Source organism: Luteibacter sp. UNC138MFCol5.1 (genome assembly GCF_900110505.1).
Taxonomy (GTDB): Bacteria; Pseudomonadota; Gammaproteobacteria; order Xanthomonadales; family Rhodanobacteraceae; genus Luteibacter.
Map to the genome: position 1 here is coordinate 266,056 of NZ_FODZ01000003.1, position 19,190 is coordinate 285,245.

At 66.9% G+C, this 19,190-nt stretch carries 15 protein-coding genes; 13 read left to right on the forward strand and 2 right to left on the reverse strand.

Features of this window, described 5'->3' with window-relative positions:
* Positions 1-119: 119 nt before the first annotated feature.
* Positions 120-1,526, reverse strand: a complete 1,407-nt coding sequence (locus BMY69_RS09595; RefSeq protein ID WP_255364517.1) for a porin — start codon at positions 1,524-1,526, stop codon at positions 120-122.
* A gap of 295 nt (positions 1,527-1,821) precedes the next feature.
* On the opposite strand from BMY69_RS09595, the gene BMY69_RS09600 reads away from it, so the two are divergent.
* The 7 genes from BMY69_RS09600 to BMY69_RS09630 all read left to right on the forward strand — a co-directional run bounded on the left by BMY69_RS09600 (position 1,822) and on the right by BMY69_RS09630 (position 8,371).
* Positions 1,822-4,089 carry a TonB-dependent receptor gene (locus tag BMY69_RS09600; protein WP_090177563.1) on the forward strand — a complete coding sequence of 756 codons (2,268 nt, stop codon included), beginning with the start codon at positions 1,822-1,824 and terminating at the stop codon, positions 4,087-4,089.
* A gap of 265 nt (positions 4,090-4,354) precedes the next feature.
* On the forward strand, positions 4,355-4,537 hold the full coding sequence (locus tag BMY69_RS09605; protein WP_090177564.1) for a hypothetical protein: 183 nt from the start codon (positions 4,355-4,357) through the stop codon (positions 4,535-4,537).
* Between the two features lie 35 nt (positions 4,538-4,572).
* On the forward strand, positions 4,573-4,908 hold the full coding sequence (locus BMY69_RS09610) for a hypothetical protein (RefSeq protein WP_090177567.1): 336 nt from the start codon (positions 4,573-4,575) through the stop codon (positions 4,906-4,908).
* A gap of 5 nt (positions 4,909-4,913) precedes the next feature.
* Positions 4,914-5,288 carry a GntR family transcriptional regulator gene (locus BMY69_RS09615; RefSeq protein ID WP_029213371.1) on the forward strand — a complete coding sequence of 125 codons (375 nt, stop codon included), beginning with the start codon at positions 4,914-4,916 and terminating at the stop codon, positions 5,286-5,288.
* Complete coding sequence (locus BMY69_RS09620) at positions 5,285-6,142, forward strand: ABC transporter ATP-binding protein (protein WP_090054094.1); 858 nt, start codon at positions 5,285-5,287, stop codon at positions 6,140-6,142. Before BMY69_RS09615 ends, BMY69_RS09620 begins: the two co-directional genes overlap by 4 nt.
* Positions 6,139-7,113 (forward strand): hypothetical protein, encoded by a 975-nt coding sequence (locus BMY69_RS09625; protein WP_090054096.1) that lies wholly within the window; start codon positions 6,139-6,141, stop codon positions 7,111-7,113. The genes BMY69_RS09620 and BMY69_RS09625 overlap by 4 nt, the downstream gene beginning before the upstream one ends.
* Positions 7,114-7,168: 55 nt before the next feature.
* The gene (locus tag BMY69_RS09630; protein WP_255364518.1) at positions 7,169-8,371 is read left to right on the forward strand and encodes a serine hydrolase domain-containing protein; all 1,203 of its coding nucleotides are present in this window, start codon (positions 7,169-7,171) and stop codon (positions 8,369-8,371) included.
* Positions 8,372-8,567: 196 nt separating this feature from the next.
* Here BMY69_RS09630 and BMY69_RS09635 read toward each other — a convergent pair whose 3' ends face one another.
* The gene (locus tag BMY69_RS09635) at positions 8,568-9,965 is read right to left on the reverse strand and encodes a class II fumarate hydratase (protein WP_090177569.1); all 1,398 of its coding nucleotides are present in this window, start codon (positions 9,963-9,965) and stop codon (positions 8,568-8,570) included.
* Positions 9,966-10,167: 202 nt separating this feature from the next.
* On the opposite strand from BMY69_RS09635, the gene purB reads away from it, so the two are divergent.
* The 6 genes from purB (at position 10,168) to lpdA (ending at position 18,970) form a co-directional block, all read left to right on the forward strand.
* Positions 10,168-11,535 (forward strand): adenylosuccinate lyase, encoded by a 1,368-nt coding sequence (purB, locus tag BMY69_RS09640; protein WP_090054100.1) that lies wholly within the window; start codon positions 10,168-10,170, stop codon positions 11,533-11,535.
* A gap of 5 nt (positions 11,536-11,540) precedes the next feature.
* Positions 11,541-12,743 (forward strand): cupin domain-containing protein, encoded by a 1,203-nt coding sequence (locus BMY69_RS09645; protein ID WP_090177571.1) that lies wholly within the window; start codon positions 11,541-11,543, stop codon positions 12,741-12,743.
* Positions 12,740-13,231, forward strand: coding sequence for a DUF7931 domain-containing protein (locus BMY69_RS09650; RefSeq protein WP_090177573.1), 492 nt, complete (start codon positions 12,740-12,742; stop codon positions 13,229-13,231). Before BMY69_RS09645 ends, BMY69_RS09650 begins: the two co-directional genes overlap by 4 nt.
* Positions 13,232-13,363: 132 nt before the next feature.
* Positions 13,364-16,216 carry a 2-oxoglutarate dehydrogenase E1 component gene (locus BMY69_RS09655; protein ID WP_090177575.1) on the forward strand — a complete coding sequence of 951 codons (2,853 nt, stop codon included), beginning with the start codon at positions 13,364-13,366 and terminating at the stop codon, positions 16,214-16,216.
* 7 nt (positions 16,217-16,223) lie between these two features.
* Positions 16,224-17,432: a 2-oxoglutarate dehydrogenase complex dihydrolipoyllysine-residue succinyltransferase gene (gene odhB / locus BMY69_RS09660; protein WP_090177577.1), complete on the forward strand. Its 1,209-nt coding sequence runs from the start codon at positions 16,224-16,226 to the stop codon at positions 17,430-17,432.
* Between the two features lie 110 nt (positions 17,433-17,542).
* A complete protein-coding gene (lpdA, locus tag BMY69_RS09665) occupies positions 17,543-18,970 on the forward strand; it encodes a dihydrolipoyl dehydrogenase (protein WP_090177580.1) in 1,428 nt (475 codons plus the stop codon).
* Positions 18,971-19,190: the final 220 nt, after the last annotated feature.

Genomic DNA, 19,190 nt, shown 5'->3' on the forward strand with positions numbered 1-19,190 from the left:
ACGGCGGGGCGATCGGTTGTCGCGATGACGTTTCCGGCGTGTGGACGATCGCGAAAACCGTGCACCGAGGCCGTGGATACCGGCATTCGCCGGTACGACGGTCCGGGGTAACGCAGTCCTCAGTAGTTGACCTGAAGCTGCACGCGCAGCAGCTGGCCATCGATACGGCGATACGGTGCGGCGCTGACGTCCGTGCGGCGCATGTTGGCGTACGCCACCGCGAGCTCGATCGCGCTCGACGGCTGCCACTCGACGCCGGCCTCCACCTCGTCGACCTCCATGCGAGGCGCATTGGTGTCGAACTTCGCGGCACCGCGATACGTCTGCCACTTCGCGTAGGGAATCAGCGAACCGTACGCGCCATCGAACTTGTACATCACCTGCGCGTAGCCACCGCGCAGCGATTTCGTGCGGATCGTGCGACGCGCCACGTCGAGCTCCGGTCCCTTGCCCACGGTCCACTCCGCCTGGAAGCCGAACGGCTGCGGGTAGTACACGACGTGCGCGGCGACGCGGCGATCCTCCGAACCGTCTACGGTGCCATCGACACTCGGCGTGAAGGTCCGCCCGTCGATCGTCGCGGACGCGGTGGAGACCTTGTAGCGGCCCGTGTAGGCATCGGCGCCGACTTCGAGGAACTGGCCGTTGGCGAACTTGAAGGGATAGGAGAAATGCACCACCGAATGGAGCTTGTCGTTACGGTCCGGGCGATTGGCGCCCTGCCCGTTGTACACGCCGAAGCCGACCACGCCGTAATCGCCCGAGCCCTTCAGGCCGGATTTGACGAGGTAGGCGAAGCGCTCCTTCGCCACGAGCGGCGACCAGTAGGCGAACACACCCAGATCGCGCTCGTCGCGCACGGCGGAATTCAGCGCGTCGGCGCGATCGAAGGCGAGGCGGTTCTGGCTGGATTGCAGGTCTTCCCAGCCGTACGGGATCTTCGACTGGCCGGCGCGGATGCGCCAGGTCTTTTCCTTGTCGAGCCAGAGATCGGCGTAGGCGTCGCGCAGCTGCGCGAAGTTCGTGGTGCTCGATCCGGAAGGCGTGCTGGCGAGATCGGGCTGGATGTAGATCGACATGTTGTCGGTGACATCGCCGCTGATGACGACGCGCGCGCGACGGATGCCGAAGCCCTGTTCGCGGCCGATGAAGCGGTCGCCCGGCGATTTCAGGTCCTTCGCGTCTTCGCCCAGCTCATGGTTGTAGCGCATCTGCACGTATCCCCGGATGCCGATCTTCTCGTACCAGGCCTTCGTCGACGGCTTCGCGCTCGCCACCGCGGGTGCCGCGGCGACGGCATTCGTGGCCGCCGATGGCGCCGGTCTGGTGGCGGATGCGACCGCGGGCGCCGCCTCGTCGCTGGCCTGGACGAACTTGCCGAGCCGCGTCCGTCCGGGCCCCGGCTCCGCGAAGATCTGCCGCGTAGCCGTGTCGACGTACAGCTCGATCGCCGCCTGGGGCGCGCCGTCGGCCGCCGCGGTCCCGCACATCGTCCAGAAGGCGGCTGCGGGGAGGAACTTCTTCATCGCGTGCTTGCTCCGAATGGATTGAGAAAATACTCAAACGTCGGCGATCGTGTGATTAAATGTGGCCAACACGCCCGACGCCGCTTACGCCGCGCACGTTATGCCGGGTCTGTGTCACTTCCATGACAGCCGCGCGCTCGAGCCACGCCGCGAACCGTTACTGCGCCGCAACACTTTCGTCATGACCACGTAACGGGGGATAATTCGGCCAGACGCGCCCTCGCCAGGGGACCGGCTCGACCGCAGTTGGCGAGGCACTCTCCCACCCCAGGACCTCCCAGGCGGAACCAAAACCATGTCTCTCGCAAGCACGCGCCGCATGCCGCGACGTCTCGTCATTGCCCTGTCCATCGCCACGGCGCTCACCGCTGGCACGGCCATCGCCCAGGACGCCACGCAGGACACGCAGACGTCCGCTCCGACCAAGACGGCCACCCTGCAGACCATCAACGTGACCGCCGAAAAGCGCACGGAAGACCTGCAGAAGGTGCCCATCTCCATGACCGTGGTCACCGCCGAGAAGCTGGAGGCCTTCGGCCAGGCCGGCGACGGCGTGCTGCAGCTCGCCTCGCGCGCGCCCAGCGTCTACGCCGAAACCTCCTACGGCCGCGAATTCCCGCGTTTCTACATCCGCGGCCTCGGCAACAGCGACTTCGACCTCAACGCGTCGCAGCCGGTCTCGATGGTCTACGACGACATCGTCCAGGAGAACCCGATCCTCAAGGGCTTCCCGCTGTTCGACCTCGAGCAGGTGGAAGTGCTGCGCGGCCCGCAGGGCACGCTCTTCGGCCGCAACTCGCCGGCCGGCGTGATCAAGTTCGAATCGCGCAAGCCGACCCAGGAAACCGAGGGCTACGCCCGCGTCTCCTACGGCTCCTATGGCACGGCCAACGCCGAGGCCGCGATCGGCGGCAAGCTGGCGTCGAACTGGTCGGGCCGCGTCTCCGCCCTCGCCCAGCACCGCGACGGCTGGATCGACAACGACTACACCGGCAAGAAGGACGACCTCGGCGGCTACAACGACCGTGCCGTGCGCCTCCAGGCCCTTTACAAGGCCTCGGAAGACTTCGACGCCCTGATCAACGTCCACGGCCGCTGGCTCGACGGCAGCGCCATGGTCAACCGCGCCAACTCGATCACCCTCGGCGGCGACCAGTTCGTGCCGGGCTTCGATCGCGATTCGGTGTCGCAGGATGGCCGCAACAAGCAGCACCTGTTCACCTGGGGCAGCAACCTGCACCTGAACTGGCACTTCGGCGATCTCAACTTCGCGTCGATCACCGGCCTCGAGCGCGCCACCACGTACAGCCTCGGCGACGTCGACGGCGGCTACGACGCCTCTGAAACACCGGCGAAGCCGAGCTTCACCAACCGCGTCACCCCGTTCTATTCCGAAACGGCCGACGCGTTGCCTAAGGATCGCCAGATCACGCAGGAATTCCGCCTGTCGAACGACTCGGCCGAGCGCCTGAAGTGGCAGGTGGGCACGTACTACTTCGACGAAGACATCGCGATCACGAACTTCAGCTACGACACGCTCAACAACCACGTGCTCAACGGCTGGGTCGACCAGAGCCAGCGCACGAAGGCGTGGGCGGTGTTCGGTTCGGCCGACTACCAGTTCACCGACGAATTCGACGTGCGCGCCGGCGCGCGCTGGTCGCACGACAAGCGTGACTTCAAGGCCGAGCGCTTCCTCGGCTTCACCGGCCCGGTCGGCCCGCTGACGTCGGATCCGACCGACTCGCGCTGGAGCGGCGACGTCACCGGCACCTGGCAGCTGTCGAAGAATTCGAACGTGTACGCGCGCGTCGCGAACGGTTTCCGCGCGCCCAGCGTGCAGGGCCGCATCAACTTCGCCAACAGCATCTCGACGGCCAAGCCGGAGACGATCACGTCCTACGAGATCGGCTACAAGTCCACGTCGGACGACAACAAGCTGCGTTTCAACGCCGACGTCTACAAGTACAACATGCACAACCAGCAGCTGACGGCCGTGGGTGGTGCCACCAACGTCACGCAGCTGATCAACGCGAAGAAGACCGAAGGCTACGGCGCCGAGTTCGACCTCGAGGCCTACCTGACGCCGAACTTCTACATGACCGCCGGCGGCAGCTACAACCACACGGAACTGAAGGACCGCAACCTCGCGGTCGCTCCGTGCGGCGGCGGCTGCACGGTCATCGATCCGCTCAACGCCACCGGCAACGCGCTGATCGACGGCAACGTGCTGCCGAACGCGCCGAAGTGGATCGGCACGTGGACCGCCCGCTACGGCATCCCGTACGGCGAGAGCGGCGAGTTCTTCGTCTACACCGACTGGAACTACCGCAGCGAAGTGAACTTCTTCCTGTACGAGTCGGAAGAGTTCCGCAGCAAGCCCTTCCTCGAAGGCGGCATCCGCATCGGCTACAACTGGGACTTCGGCAAGCGCGAAGTCGCGTTCTACGGCCGCAACATCACCAACAAGAAGGTGATCACCGGCGGCATCGACTTCAACAACCGCACGGCGTTCGTGAACGACCCGCGCATCATCGGCGTGGAGTTCCGCGCGGAGCTGTAAGTCGCCCCGCGGCGTGACGATGACGGGCCCTTCGGGGCCCGTTTTTTTTGCTCGTCGCACCGGCGCACGTCGGTACGACGGCGAGGATGCCTGCAACCTTTTAGGCGTTCAGCGCATCTCTACCGTGCCTGCCCACCAGCACACCCCGGCACGGCATAGGCCATAAGTCATATGGAAATCAACGAAATTTCCGTTGACGGCTAAAAATCTGGTGTTATAGTTCACTACAACACCGGTCCCCCACAGCACCACAGGAGCAGACACCATGGAAAGCCCGAACTACATCGCCCTGGCCGCCTCCTTCGCCATCGCCGCTTCCGCCCTGGTCGGCTTCCACAGCACCTCGACCACCGCCGCCCCGCTGACCGAGATCAACGGCGCCAAGGTCACCGACCTCGCCCCGATCGTCGTCTACGCCGATGCCGGCGCGGATGTCGCCTCCCTGTAACCCCTAGAGCCTCCACACGTCATCGGAGTACTTCCATGAAAGCGCCGAACCTCATCGCCCTGACCGCTTCCCTTCTGATTGCCGGCACCAGCGTGTTCGCCCTGCGCTCCTTCGATGACCGCGCCTCCTCCATGCTCGCCGCGCCGCACTTCGTCAACGGCACCCGCGTCGTCGACCTGGCCCCGATCGAAGTGCGGCCCACGGACGCCGAAGTGCGCCAGGCGATGCTGGCGAGCGAAGACACCCTGGATTCGGCCGCGGCCGCCATCAAGCGCAGCGCCGAAGATCGCGCCGCAGCGCTCATCGGCGCGCAGCTGGCCATGCCCTACTATTCGTTCGGTAACGCACTGCGCCACACGGCGAAGGAATGAACTACATGTCCATCACCTGGAACGACAGCGTCCCGATCTACCGCCAGCTCCGCGAACGCGTGGTGGCGATGATCCTGGATGGCGCCTTGAACGAAGGCGATCCGCTGCCGTCGGTCCGCCAGGTCGCGGGGGATTTCCAGATCAACCCGCTGACCGTATCGAAGGCGTACCAGGAGCTGGTCGACGAACAACTGGTTGAGAAACGGAGGGGTCTTGGCATGTTCGTTATCGATGGCGCGCGCGACGCGCTGCTGAAAAGTGAAAGGGAGCGCTTCCTGCGCGAGGAATGGCCGGCCCTGTTCGCCCGCCTGCAGCGCATGGGCCTCGACCTCAAAACCCTGATGCGTGAAGCCAACGGCTCCACGGAGGACCCGTCATGACCGCGGTCGTTACCGCCACCGGCCTGACCAAGCGCTACAAATCGTCCCTAGCGCTGGACGGCGCCAGCTTCCAGATCGGCGCCGGCCGCATCGTCGGCCTGATCGGCCCGAACGGCGCCGGCAAGACGACCGCCCTCAAGGCGATCCTGGGCCTGACCACGTTCGACGGCCAACTCAGCGTCCTCGGCCTCGACCCGCGCAAGGATCGCGGCAAGCTGATGGAGCAGGTCTGCTTCATCGCCGACGTCGCGGTGCTGCCGCGCTGGCTGAAGGTGCGCGACGCCGTGGATTTCGTCGCCAACACCCATCCCCGCTTCGACCGCGCCAAGTGCGACGCCTTCCTGGCCCGCACGAAGCTGCAGCCGGGGCAGAAGGTGAAGCAGCTCTCCAAGGGCATGATCGTGCAGCTGCACCTCGCGCTGGTGATGTCGATCGACGCGAAGCTGCTGGTGCTGGACGAGCCGACGCTGGGTCTGGACATCCTCTACCGCAAGCAGTTCTACCAGAGCCTGCTGGAAGACTACTTCGACGAGGAGAAGACGATCCTGGTCACCACCCACCAGGTCGAGGAGATCGAACACATCCTCACCGACCTGATGTTCATCCGCGACGGGAAGATCGTGCTCGATACCGACATGGACAGCCTCGGCGAACGGTTCTCCGAAGTCCTCGTGGGTTCGGAACTGGCCGCCGCCGCGCGCGAACTGAAGCCCCTGGACGAGCGCCAGGTCTTCGGCAAGAGCATCTTCCTCTTCGACAACGTCAGCCGCCCGCAGCTCGAACGGCTGGGCGAGGTACGGCGACCGTCGATCGGCGACCTCTTCGTCGCCACCATGAAGGGCACCTACGCATGAAAACCTTCTACTGGCTAGTCAAACGCGAGTTCTGGGAAACCAAGGGCGGTTTCTTCTGGGCGCCGGTCGTCACCGGCATCGTGTTCCTGGTGCTCAACGGCATGGGGCTGGTGCTCGGCGAGGTGTTCGGACGCCGGGAGAACCCGCACTGGTGGGGCGGACTCCGCTTCGGCGGCGACGCGCAGCTGCAGGCGCACATGCGCCCGGAAGACCTCCAGCAGGTCGCCGCCGGCGTCGACATCATGTTCTACGCCGTCGCGGGCGTGATCCTCTGCGTCACCGCGATCGTGATCTTCTTCTACTGCCTCGGCGCCCTCTACGACGACCGCCGCGACCGCAGCATCCTGTTCTGGAAGTCGCTGCCGCTGTCCGATACCTCGACGGTGCTGTCGAAGGTCGCCAGCGCGCTGCTCCTGGCCCCGGCCATCGCGGTGGTGGTGGGCGTGATCGTGGCGCTCGTGCTCGGCATCCTGATCGCCATCGTCGCCGCGATCCACGGCGTCGGCGTCTGGTCGCTGCTGATGGCTTCGCATCCGATCCGCGTCGTGGTCAACATGATCCTGCTGATCCCGCTCTATGCGATCTGGGCGCTGCCGACCGTCGGCTGGCTGCTGCTCTGCTCCGCCTGGGCACGAGGCAAGCCGTTCCTCTGGGCGATCGCCCTACCCGTCGGCGCCGGCGTGATCGTCTCCTGGTTCGGACTCATGGGCATCGCCGGCCTGTCGAGCAACTGGTTCTGGAAGAACGTGGTCGGCCGCCTGCTCGGCAGCCTGATGCCCGGTGGCTGGATCGGCAACACCTCGTCACTGGCGGGCCTGGACGACGACAACCCGGCGTCGCTCGTGAAGGGTATGGACCTGGCCTTTCACTACAGCGCACTGGCCAGCCCCGCGCTCTGGATCGGCGCCCTGGCGGGTGCGGCGATGATCGCCGGCGCCATCTGGTTCCGCCGCTGGCGCGACGACACCTGATCGTGAATCGACATGGACGGCTCCCTCGGGAGCCGTCTCCATCTGGGGAGGACGCATGATGCTTCGCTCGACGCTGCTCGGATCGCTGCTCTTCGCTGTCACCGCCACCGGCGCGACCGCCGCCGAAAGACCGCCGCTGCGCGGGGCCGCGCTGGACGCGCGGATCACGCAACTCATGAAGGACGCCAACGTGCCCGGCTTCGCCATCGCCGTCATCGACGACGGCAAGGTGGCCTCGGTCAAGGCCTATGGCATGCGTGACGTCGAAAAGCGCCTGCCGCTCACCACCGATACCGTCATGTACGCGGCGTCGCTGACCAAGGCCGCGTTTGCCTACGCCACGATGTCGCTGGTGCAAGCCGGGAAACTGAGCCTCGACGAAAGCATCGCCACCGACCTGCCGAAGCCCCTGCCCGAGTACAAGAAATACGCCGACCTCGCCGGCGACGAACGCTGGCGCAAGCTCACGCCCGCGATCCTGTTGAGTCATCGCAGCGGCTTTCCCAACTTTCGTTTCTGGCAGCCGGGGAAGGCATACGACCCGGACGGCAAGCTCTCGTTCTGGTTCGATCCGGGCACGCGCTACGGTTACTCGGGCGAAGGCATCAACCTGATGCAGTTCGTGCTCGAGAACGGCAAGGGCATCGATGTCGCCACCCTGATGAAGGACCGCCTGTTCGTGCCCTTCGGGATGACGCGGACGAGCATGACGTGGCGGCCGGACTTCGCATCGAACCTTGCGATCGGTTACGACGAGAACGGCAAGGCGCTCGGGCACGACGAGCGCGGGTCCGTCCGGGCGGCAGGCTCGATGGATACGACGATCGCCGACTTCGCGCGGCTGGTGGCGGCGATGTCGCGGGGCGATGGCCTCGACGCCGCCACGTATCGCACGTGGCTCACGCCCGTCGCCCGCATCCGCTCGCCGAAGCAGTTCCCCACGATCGGTCTGCCGGACACGACGGCCTATGACGACATCGCGCTGGGCTCGGCGCTCGGTGTCGTCACCTTCGACTCCCCGCAGGGCAGAGCGTTCTTCAAGGGCGGTCACGACGACGGCACGAACAACCTGTTCGTCTGCCTGGAGCGATCGAAGACCTGCCTGCTGATGATGAGCAACAGCTCGCGCGGCGAGTCGATCTTTCCGTATGTGATCGACGATGTGCTGGGGCGGACGTGTTTCCCGGTGGCGTGGAACGGCTACGTGCGGTACGACCGGCCCGACGAAGCCAACGCCACGCCGGCGTGTAAGAAGTGATCGGTCTTCCGTGGCTTCAACGCCGGTTGCCGGCAACCTCGTCGCGCCCACCCGACGCCTCGCCGTAGGCATCGGCGTGCGCCGGTGCGACGTGAGGGGACCGGTGCGCTGAACGCACGAGACCCCTCACCGTCATCCCGGCGTACGCCGGGATCCACGGCCCCGGTCGTCGGGCTCGCGACGGCGCCGGCGCTGCTCAGCCACCGCCACCACCGCCGCCATGGATGCCGCCCTTGGTCAGCGCGGCGGGGTCGAGCAGCTTCGCCAGTTCCGCTTTCGACAGGCCCGTGGTCTCCAGCGCCACGTCCAGGATCGGCCTCTTCTCCTTATAGGCCTGCTTCGCGGTCGCCGCGCCCTTTTCGTAGCCGATCACCGGATTGAGGGCGGTGACGAGGATCGGATTCTTGTCCAGCGCCGCGCGCACGTTGTCCTCGTTCACGCGGAACCCCGCGATGGCCTTGTCGGCCAGCAGCGTCGTCACGTTGGCGAGGATCTCGATCGACTGCAGCAGGTTGTACGCGATCACCGGCAGCATGACGTTGAGCTGGAAGTTGCCCGACTGACCGGCGATGGCGATCGTGGCGTCGTTGCCGATCACCTGCGCGGCGACCATCGCGGCCGCCTCGGGAATCACGGGGTTCACCTTGCCCGGCATGATCGACGAGCCCGGCTGCAACGCCGGCAGCTCGATCTCGCCCAGGCCGGCGAGCGGGCCGGAATTCATCCAGCGCAGGTCGTTGGCGATCTTCATGACCGCGACGGCGAGCGTGCGCAGTTGGCCCGAGAGCTCCACCGGACCGTCCTGCGCGGCCATGCCCGAGAAGTAGTTGTCGGACGATTCGAACTTCACGCCCGTCAACTTCGTCAGTTCGACCGCGACGGACGGGCCGAACTTCGGATCGGCGTTGATGCCCGTGCCCACGGCGCTACCGCCCTGCGGCAGGCGCCGGGTGCGTTTGAGGGTGTCGTTGATGCGCTCGATGGCGTCGCCGATCTGCGCCGACCATCCCGAGAGCTCCTGGCCGAACGTGATCGGCATCGCGTCCATCAGGTGCGTGCGGCCGGTCTTGACGACCTTCTTCAGCTCCTTCGCCCGGCCGTCGATGGTCTTGCGCAGGTGCTTCAGGGCCGGCAGCAGCCGCTCGGTCGTCGCCAGCGTGGCGCTGACGAGGATGGCGGTGGGAATCACGTCGTTGGAGCTCTGCCCCGCGTTGACGTGGTCGTTCGGGTGGACCTTCGTGCCCGCGGCCTCGGCGAGGTGCGCGATGACCTCGTTGGCGTTCATGTTGGAGCTGGTGCCCGAGCCGGTCTGGAACACGTCGATCGGAAAATGCTCGTCCACCTCGCCAGCGGCGACCCGGGCCGCGGCGTCGCGGATCGCCCTGGCCGAGGCCTTGTCGAGGTGCCCCAGCTTCACGTTGGCGTCGGCGGCGGCCGATTTCACGAGGCCCAGCGCGCGGATGAACTCGCGCGGCATCGTCAGCCCCGACACGGGAAAGTTGTCCACGGCCCGCTGGGTCTGGGCCCCGTAGAGGGCTTTGGCGGGGACCTTCAACTCGCCCATGCTGTCGCGTTCGGTACGGAACTTCGTCATGCGCAGAACTCCGGTGGGTAACGCCCCATTGTAGGAGCGCGCCTCGCGCGCGACATCTTTTCGCGAGCGAACCCGGATCTGGCGCGCGAGCTCGGGGTTCCCCGCGAAAGGCTGTCGCGCGCGAGGCGCGCTCCTACGGGGCCAAGGCGCTGGCGGCCCGGTATAATCGTCGATTGACCGCCCCCGCCCCAGGAACGACCCCATGTCCCACGCCACGCTGACCGCCCTCTCGCCGCTGGACGGCCGCTACGCCGCCAAGGCCGGCCCGCTGCGTCCGATCTTCAGCGAATTCGGCCTGATGCATCGCCGCGTGCACGTGGAGATCCACTGGCTGCTCGCGCTCGGCGCCGACCCCGGCATCGTCGAGCTGCCCGCGTTCTCGGCGGAGGCCGTGACGCGCCTGCTCGCCATCGCGAACGACTTCTCCGCGGAAGACGGCGAGCGCATCAAGGCGATCGAGGCCACCACCAATCACGACGTCAAGGCGGTCGAGTACTTCATCAAGGAAAAGATCGGCAACGACCCGGCGCTCGCCCAGGCGAAGGAGTTCGTCCACTTCGCGTGCACCAGCGAGGACATCAACAACCTCGCCTACTCGCTGATGCTGCGCGATGCTCGCGAGACGGTGCTGCTGCCGGCCATCGACCAGGTCATCGCCACCCTTCGCGCCCTCGCGCACGAGCACGCCGGTCTGTCGCTGCTCTCGCGCACGCACGGCCAGACGGCCTCCCCGAGCACCATGGGCAAGGAACTCGCCAACGTCGTCGCGCGCCTGGAGCGCCAGCGTCGCCAGCTGGTGGCGATCGAGATTCCGGGCAAGATCAACGGCGCCGTCGGCAACTACAACGCGCACGTGATCTCGTACCCCGCCATCGACTGGCCCGCGCTCGCCGCCCGCTTCGTCGACGGCCTGGGCCTCACGTTCAACCCGTACACCACGCAGATCGAGCCGCACGACGGCATCGCCGAGTTCGCCGACGTGCTGCGCCGGATCAACATCATCCTGATCGACCTCGCGCGCGACATCTGGGGCTACATCTCGCTGGGCTACTTCCGCCAGGCGCTCAAGGCCGGCGAAGTCGGTTCCTCGACGATGCCGCACAAGGTCAACCCGATCGACTTCGAGAACGCCGAAGGCAACTTCGGCCTGGCCAACGCCCTGCTCGGCCACTTCGCCGAGAAGCTTCCGATCAGCCGCTGGCAGCGCGACCTCACCGATTCCACCGTGCTGCGCGCGCTCGGCACGGCGTTCGGTCATTCGCTGGTGGCGCTGGAATCCCTGATGAAGGGCCTCGGCAAGCTCAACGTCAACGCCGAACGCATCGCCGCCGACCTCGACGCGAGCTGGGAAGTGCTGGCCGAGGCCGTCCAGACGGTCATGCGCCGCTTCGGCCTGCCGGAGCCGTACGAGCAGCTGAAGGCGCTCACCCGTGGCCAGGGCATCACGAAGGATTCGATGCGCCAGTTCATCGACGGCCTCGACCTCCCGGCCGATGCGAAGAAGGCGCTCGCCGAACTCACCCCGGCCAGCTACATCGGCCTGGCGGACAAGCTGGCCAGGGCGATCTGACGGCCATGGCCATCAAGACCCCCACCCGGAAAGCCCTCCCCATCGAAGTGCGCGGCAGCGCCAGCCAGCCGCTGGGCATGAGCGCGGCGCAGTTCCTGCGCGATTACTGGCAGAAGCGCCCGCTGCTGATCCGCAACGCGATCCCGCACTTCGAGGCACCGATCCAGCCCGACGATCTCGCCGGCCTCGCCTGCGAGGAGGGCGTGCTCGCCCGACTGATCGTCCACGACGAGAAACGCGACCGCTGGACGGTGAAGACCGGCCCGTTCGACGAAGCCGAGTTCGGCAGGACGCCGAAACGCGAATGGACCCTGCTCGTGCAGGACGTCGACAAGTGGGACGCCGACGTCGCCGCGCTGCTGGATCACTTCGCGTTCCTGCCCACCTGGCGCGTGGACGACATCATGGTGTCCTACGCCGAGGACGGCGGTGGCGTCGGTGCGCACGTCGACCAGTACGACGTCTTCCTCCTGCAGGGCATCGGCCAGCGTCACTGGGCGATCAGCGACGATCCGGACGCACCGCTCGATTTCCGCGACGATGTCGAACTCAAGCAGCTCAAGACGTTCGAGCCCACGCACGAATGGCTGCTCGAGCCGGGCGACATGCTCTACCTGCCCCCGGGGGTGCCGCACGACGGCGTCGCGATCGGCGACTGCATGACGATCTCCATCGGCATGCGCGCGCCGTCGCAGGCGGAACTGACCGGCGACCTCGCCGACTTCCTCGCCGAGCGGATGCCCGAAGAGCTCCGCTACACCGACCCCGACCTCGCGCCCGCGAAGCGGGCCGGCGAGATCGACAACGCGGCCCTGAACCGCCTGCGCCAGGCCCTGCCCTTCGCCGCCGCGCTCGACCGCGACCTGCTGGCCGACTGGTTCGGCCGGTTCATCACGCGCTACCGCAACGCGCAGGACGCCGCGGCGCCACCGAAGGCCACGACGGAGGCGGCGCTAGACAAGGCCATCGACGCTGGTGCGACGTTCGTCCGCCACCCGTTCGCCCGCCTCGCCTGGGTGAAGGGAAAGAACGCCGTCACCCTCTACGTCAGCGGCCATGCGTACGAGACCTCCGCCGAACTCGCGGAACGCCTGTCCGGCGCGCGCGAGGTGACCTTCGACCGCGCGCCGTCGAAGGCCGACCGGGCGACCCTGCTGGCCCTGGTCAACGACGGCCAGATCGGCATCCGCAAGGGCCGCCGCCGGTGACCCCGGCGGGCAGGCCGCTGGCGGCGGACGACCGGGCGAGCCTCGAGGCCGCCCTTCTCCAGCTGCTGGCGGGTGCCCGTCACCGCCTCGCGATCTACCTGCCCACGATGGAGCCGGGCATCCTCGAGAACGAGGCCGCGCTCGCCGAACTGCGCCGCCTCGCCACCAGCGGCCGCCACGCCCAGGTCCGCATCCTCACGCACGACGCCGAACGCGCCCACCGCGAAGGACACCGGCTGGTCGCGCTCGCGCAGCGGCTGCCCACCGCCATGACCATCCGCGTGCCGACCGATGAAAGCCACCTGCGCTACGCCTCGGCCTTCGTCACCGATCTCGCCGGTGGCTTTCTGTTCAGGCCGAGCGCCACCCGGTTCGAGGCCCGCGGCGACCTCGACGCCCCCGGTGAGACCTCTCGCCTGACGGCGTATTTCGACGAAGTCTGGGAGCGGGCCGAGCCCGCCTGGCAGATAAGACCACTCGGGATCTGAGATCGCCGCGGCACGCGAGATTGGGTTGGCGCGGCGCTGCAGCACGGGGCTATAATTAACGGATTCTTATGCCGCGGGCAGTCCCCACATGCCCCGTGGCAGCCCGTCCTTTTCGTGTGTGCCGGTGGTGACGTGAGCGCAAACCTGATCCGCGAGTTTTCCGAATCCTCCCAACTCGCCGGCGGCAACGCCGACTACGTAGAGCAAGTCTACGAGGCCTGGCTGGCCGATCCCGGCTCGGTTCCGGCGGAATGGGACGGCTACTTCAAGACCTTCAAGGGCCGCGAGGCCGGCGACGTCCCCCACTCCGGCGCCATCGCCCGCATCGAGGCCGCGCAGAAACAGCGCCGCTCGGCGGTCGCCGCACCAGCGGCGGGTTCGGCCGACGACGCCTACGCGCAGAAGCAGGCCGGCGTCCTCCGCCTGCTCACCGCGTACCGATCGCGCGGCCACATCGCGGCCCAGATCGACCCGCTCGGCCTGAGCGTGGCGGACATCGACACCCCGGACCTCGGCCTCGCCTTCCACGGCCTGTCCGACGCCGACCTCGACACCGAGTTCGACACCGGCACCTTCGCGGGCGGCGGCCAGCGCATGAAGCTGCGCGACCTGCTCGCGAAGCTCAAGCAGATCTACACCGGCACCATCGGTGCCGAGTTCATGTACATCTCCGACTACGACCAGCGTTCGTGGATCTACTCGCGCCTCGAGAAGGCGGCGGGCAATCCGGGCCTGCAGAAGGCGGAGAAGGTTCGCGTCCTCGAAGCGCTGACGGCGGCCGAAGGCCTCGAGCGCTACCTGCACACGAAGTACGTCGGCCAGAAGCGTTTCTCGCTGGAAGGCGGCGACAGCCTGATCCCGATGGTCGACGACGTCGTCCGCGCCGCCGGCGACAACGGCGTCAAGGAAATCGTGATCGGCATGGCCCACCGCGGCCGCCTCAACGTGCTGGTCAACATCCTCGGCAAGGCCCCCTCGCAGCTCTTCAACGAGTTCGAAGGCAAGTTCGAGCACGACGACAGCCCGATCCACACCGGCGACGTGAAGTACCACATGGGCTTCTCGGCCGACGTCAAGACGCCCAACGGCGGCGTGCACGTCGCGCTGGCGTTCAACCCGTCGCACCTGGAGATCGTCAATCCCGTGGTCGCCGGTTCGGTCCACGCGCGCCAGGCGCGCCGTGGCGATACCGCCCGCGAGAAGTCGGTCGCCCTGCTCATCCATGGCGACGCCGCCTTCGCGGGCCAGGGCGTCAACATGGAACTGATGCAGATGTCGCAGGTCCGCGGCTTCGCGGTCGGCGGCACGCTGCACATGGTCGTCAACAACCAGGTAGGCTTCACCACCTCGCGTCGCGACGACTCGCGCTCCACGCTGTACTGCACAGACCTCGCCAAGATGGTCAACGCGCCGGTCTTCCACGTGAACGGCGACGACCCGGAAGCCGTCATCCAGGTCACGCGCCTGGCGTACGAGTTCCGCAAGCAGTTCAAGAAGGACGTCGTCATCGACCTCGTCTGCTACCGCCGCCACGGCCACAACGAGGCCGACGAGCCGGCGGCCACGCAGCCGCTGATGTACCAGGTGATCCGCAAGCGTCCCACCACGCGCGACCTCTACGCGCAGGCGCTGGTCAAGGGCGGCACGATCGCCGCCGACGACGGCCAGAAGATGCTCGACGACTACCGCGGCCGCCTGGAGAAGGGCGAGCCGCTGATCTCCATCGATCCGAATCCGCAACGCGACATCTCGGTCGACTGGACGCGCTTCCACGGCAACAAGCTGTCGATGGACGTCGATACCGGCGTGTCGCGCGAGACGATGGGCAAGGTGCTCGACGCCCTGCTCGACGTCCCGACCGACGTCACGCTGCATCCGCGCGTCGCGAAGATCTACGAAGACCGTCGCAAGATGGCCGCCGGCGAACTCCCGGGCGACTGGGGCTTCGCGGAGAACCTCGCGTACGGCACGCTGATCGCCGAAGGCAACGACCTCCGCGTCGTGGGCCAGGACGCCGGCCGCGGCACGTTCTTCCACCGTCACGCGGTGCTGCACGACCAGAAGAGCGACGAGTGCTACATCCCGCTGCGCAAGATCCGCCAGGGCGCGCGCGTGGAGGTCATCGACTCGCTGCTCTCCGAAGAAGCCGTCATGGCCTTCGAGTACGGCGAAGCCACCACCTCGCCGGACCAGCTCACCATCTGGGAAGGCCAGTTCGGCGACTTCGCCAACGGCGCCCAGGTCGTGATCGACCAGTTCATCAGCTCGGGCGAAGCGAAGTGGGACCGCCTCTGCGGCCTCGCGCTGTTCCTCCCGCACGGCTACGAAGGCCAGGGCCCGGAGCACTCCTCCGCGCGTCTCGAGCGCTTCCTGCAGCTGTGCGCCATGGACAACATGCAGGTCTGCGTGCCGACCACCCCGGCGCAGGCGTTCCACATGATCCGCCGCCAGCAGGTGCGCCCGGTGCGCAAGCCGCTGATCGTGATGACGCCGAAGTCGCTGCTGCGCCACAAGCTCGCCGTGTCGTCGCTCGACGAACTCGCCAACGGCCGTTTCCAGCTGGTGATCGGCGAGCATCGCGATCTGCCGGCCAAGAAGGTCAAGCGCGTCGTGCTCTGCTCGGGCAAGGTCTACTACGATCTGCTCGAAGACGCCGAGAAGCGCGGCCTGAACGATGTCGCCATCGTCCGCGTCGAACAGCTCTACCCGTTCCCGCGCCCGGAAGTCTCGGCCGAACTGGAAAAGTACGCTTCCGCCAAGGAAGTGGTGTGGTGCCAGGAAGAGCCGATGAACCAGGGCGCCTGGTTCCAGATCCGTCACCACCTGCAGGCCTGCATCGGCCCGAAGCACAGCCTGTCGTACGCCGGCCGTGCCCGTTCCCCGTCGCCGGCCGCCGGTCACCTCAACACCCATATCGCCGAACAGACGGCGCTCGTCGAACAGGCGCTGGTCGCGCCGGTCGGCACCGATCACGCAGCGGAGTAAGACAAGCATGTCCATCGAAGTCAAAGTCCCGGTCCTGCCCGAGTCGGTCTCCGACGCGCTCATCGCCACCTGGCACAAGAAAGCCGGCGACGCGGTCAAGCGCGATGAAAACCTCCTCGACCTCGAGACCGACAAGGTCGTTCTCGAAGTGCCGGCGCCGGTCGACGGCGTGCTGAAGGAAATCAAGTTCGAGGAAGGCGCCACGGTCACCAGCAGCCAGGTGATCGCCGTGATCGAGGAAGGCGCCGCCGCTGCCGCGCCCGCCCCGGCCGCCGCGCCCGCCGCCGCCGAGGCGCCGAAGGCCGCGAAGACCGAAGCCGCCGAGCCGAAGGGCGTCGACGAGCTCTCGCCGGCCGGCCGCCGCGTCGCGGTGGAAGAGAACATCGACCCGTCCACGGTCGCCGGCACCGGCCGCGACGGTCGCGTGACCAAGGAAGACCTGGTCAACGCCGGCAAGGGTGGCGCCGCCGCCCCGACGGCAGCCGCCGCGCCGGCCGCGAAGCCGACGCCGGGTTCGCGCCCGGAAGAGCGCGTGCCGATGACCCGCATCCGCACCCGCATCGCCGAGCGCCTGATGCAGTCGAAGAACTCGATCGCGATGCTCACCTCGTTCAACGAAGTGAACCTCGCCGAGGTCGTCAAGCTGCGCAAGTCGCTGGGGGAGCAGTTCGAGAAGGCGAACGGCGTGAAGCTCGGCTTCATGAGCTTCTTCGTCAAGGCGGCCACCGAGGCGCTGAAGCGTTACCCGGTGATCAACGCCTCGGTGGACGGCAGCGACATCATCTACCACGGCTACCAGGACATCTCGATCGCCGTGTCGACCGACAAGGGCCTCGTCACGCCGGTGCTGCGCGACGTCCAGGACATGTCGTTCGCCGACGTCGAGAAGGGCATCATCGGTTACGCCAAGAAGGCCCGTGACGGCAAGCTCGGCCTGGACGACCTCCAGGGCGGCACCTTCACCATCACCAATGGCGGCACCTTCGGCTCGCTGCTCTCCACCCCGATCGTGAACCCGCCGCAGAGCGCCATCCTCGGCATGCACACGATCAAGGAGCGCCCGGTCGTCGAGAACGGCCAGATCGTCGCCGCGCCGATGATGTACATCGCCCTGTCGTACGACCACCGGATCATCGACGGCCGCGACGCCGTGCTGTTCCTGGTCGACATCAAGAACCAGCTCGAAAACCCGCAGCGGATGCTGCTGGGCCTGTAATGGCCGGCTGAACCCACATGTGAAGGCGGGAGTCGCGAGACTCCCGTTTTCATGTCCAGACCCCATATATGGGCGGTAGGCAATACCGCAGTGATATCCGGAGCTAAGCAATGAGCGACAAGTTCGACGTCATCGTCATCGGTGCCGGCCCCGCGGGCTATGTGGCCGCGATCCGCGCCGCGCAGCTGGGCCTGAAGACCGCCGTGGTCGACGCCTTCGTCGGCAAGGACGGCAAGGCCGCCCTGGGCGGCACCTGCCTCAACGTCGGTTGCATCCCGTCCAAGGCGCTGCTCGATTCCTCGAAGCAGTTCCACAACCTGACGCACAACTTCAAGGATCACGGCATCACCGCCGAGAACGCGAAGATCGACATCGGCACCTTCATCGGCCGCAAGGACAAGATCGTCAAGCAGTTCACCGGCGGCGTGACGATGCTGTTCAAGGCGAACAAGATCACCTCGTTCTTCGGCAAGGGCAAGCTGCTCAAGGGCAACCAGGTCGAAGTCACGGGCAACGACGGCAGCGTCCAGACCCTCTCGGCCACCAACGTCATCCTCGCGTCCGGCTCGGTGCCCATCGAGCTGCCGTTCGCGAAGTTCGACGGCAAGCACATCATCGACAACGCCGGCGCGCTGGATCTGGCCGAGGTGCCGAAGCGTCTGGGCGTGATCGGCGCCGGCGTGATCGGCCTGGAACTCGGCAGCGTGTGGAAGCGCCTCGGCGCCGAGACCACCGTGCTCGAAGCCCTGCCGAAGTTCCTGCAGGTCGCCGACCAGGACATCGCCAAGATGGCCGCCCGCGAGTTCGCGAAGCAGGGCCTCGACATCAAGGTCAACGCCAAGGTCACGTCGGCCGAGGTCAAGGGCGACGAAGTCCACGTCGGCTACACCGACAAGGACGGCAACGCGCAGACCCTCGTCGTCGACAAGCTGCTGGTCGCCGTGGGCCGTCGCGCCTACACCGCCGGCCTGCTGGCCGACGACACCGGCGTAAAGTTCGACGAGCGTGGCCGCATCGTGGTCGACGAGCACAACCACACCGGCGTCGAAGGCGTCTGGGCGATCGGCGACGCGGTGCGTGGCCCGATGCTCGCGCACAAGGGCTCCGAGGAAGGCGTGATGGTAGCCGAGCTGATCGCCGGCAAGCCGGGTCACGTCAACCTGGATACCGTGCCGTGGGTCATCTACACCGAGCCGGAAATCGCCTGGGTCGGCAAGACCGAAGAGCAGCTCAAGGAAGAAGGCATCCCGTACAGGACGGGCGCCTTCCCGTTCGCCGCCAACGGCCGCGCCGTGGCGATGAACGAGGGCATCGGCCAGGTGAAGATGATCGCCCACGCCGAAACCGACCGCATCCTGGGCGTGCACATGGTCGGCCCGGCGGTGTCCGAGCTGATCCACGAGTGCGTCGTGGCGATGGAGTTCAAGGGCTCGTCGGAAGACCTCGCCCGCATCGTCCACGCCCACCCGGCGCTCTCGGAAGTCGTGCACGAGGCCGCCCTGTCGGTCGACAAGCGCGCCATCCACAAGGGCAACTGATCGCAAGCCACGAACGAAGCCCGCTCATGCTGGTCGCATGGGCGGGCTTTGTCGTTTCGAGGCGGGTGTTTTTACCCGATCGCACTCGCGGCCACGAGATCGCCGATACGATCGGCTCCCACCCTTCGGTAGGAAGGCTGCTACCGGAGGGGTGGGAGCCGATCGTATCGGCGATGCGGCTGGCCGGGCGTGCGGTCGGGTAAACACATCGGGAGACATC

Coding starts and splice junctions, on each gene's coding strand:
- BMY69_RS09600 (WP_090177563.1), top strand. CDS start 1,822: ATGTCTCTCGCAAGCACGCGCCGCATGCCGCGACGTCTCGTCATTGCC.
- BMY69_RS09645 (WP_090177571.1), top strand. CDS start 11,541: ATGGCCATCAAGACCCCCACCCGGAAAGCCCTCCCCATCGAAGTGCGC.
- BMY69_RS09635 (WP_090177569.1), bottom strand. CDS start 9,965: ATGACGAAGTTCCGTACCGAACGCGACAGCATGGGCGAGTTGAAGGTC.
- BMY69_RS09625 (WP_090054096.1), top strand. CDS start 6,139: ATGAAAACCTTCTACTGGCTAGTCAAACGCGAGTTCTGGGAAACCAAG.
- purB (WP_090054100.1), top strand. CDS start 10,168: ATGTCCCACGCCACGCTGACCGCCCTCTCGCCGCTGGACGGCCGCTAC.
- BMY69_RS09615 (WP_029213371.1), top strand. CDS start 4,914: ATGTCCATCACCTGGAACGACAGCGTCCCGATCTACCGCCAGCTCCGC.
- BMY69_RS09620 (WP_090054094.1), top strand. CDS start 5,285: ATGACCGCGGTCGTTACCGCCACCGGCCTGACCAAGCGCTACAAATCG.
- odhB (WP_090177577.1), top strand. CDS start 16,224: ATGTCCATCGAAGTCAAAGTCCCGGTCCTGCCCGAGTCGGTCTCCGAC.
- BMY69_RS09605 (WP_090177564.1), top strand. CDS start 4,355: ATGGAAAGCCCGAACTACATCGCCCTGGCCGCCTCCTTCGCCATCGCC.
- BMY69_RS09630 (WP_255364518.1), top strand. CDS start 7,169: ATGATGCTTCGCTCGACGCTGCTCGGATCGCTGCTCTTCGCTGTCACC.
- lpdA (WP_090177580.1), top strand. CDS start 17,543: ATGAGCGACAAGTTCGACGTCATCGTCATCGGTGCCGGCCCCGCGGGC.
- BMY69_RS09595 (WP_255364517.1), bottom strand. CDS start 1,526: ATGAAGAAGTTCCTCCCCGCAGCCGCCTTCTGGACGATGTGCGGGACC.
- BMY69_RS09610 (WP_090177567.1), top strand. CDS start 4,573: ATGAAAGCGCCGAACCTCATCGCCCTGACCGCTTCCCTTCTGATTGCC.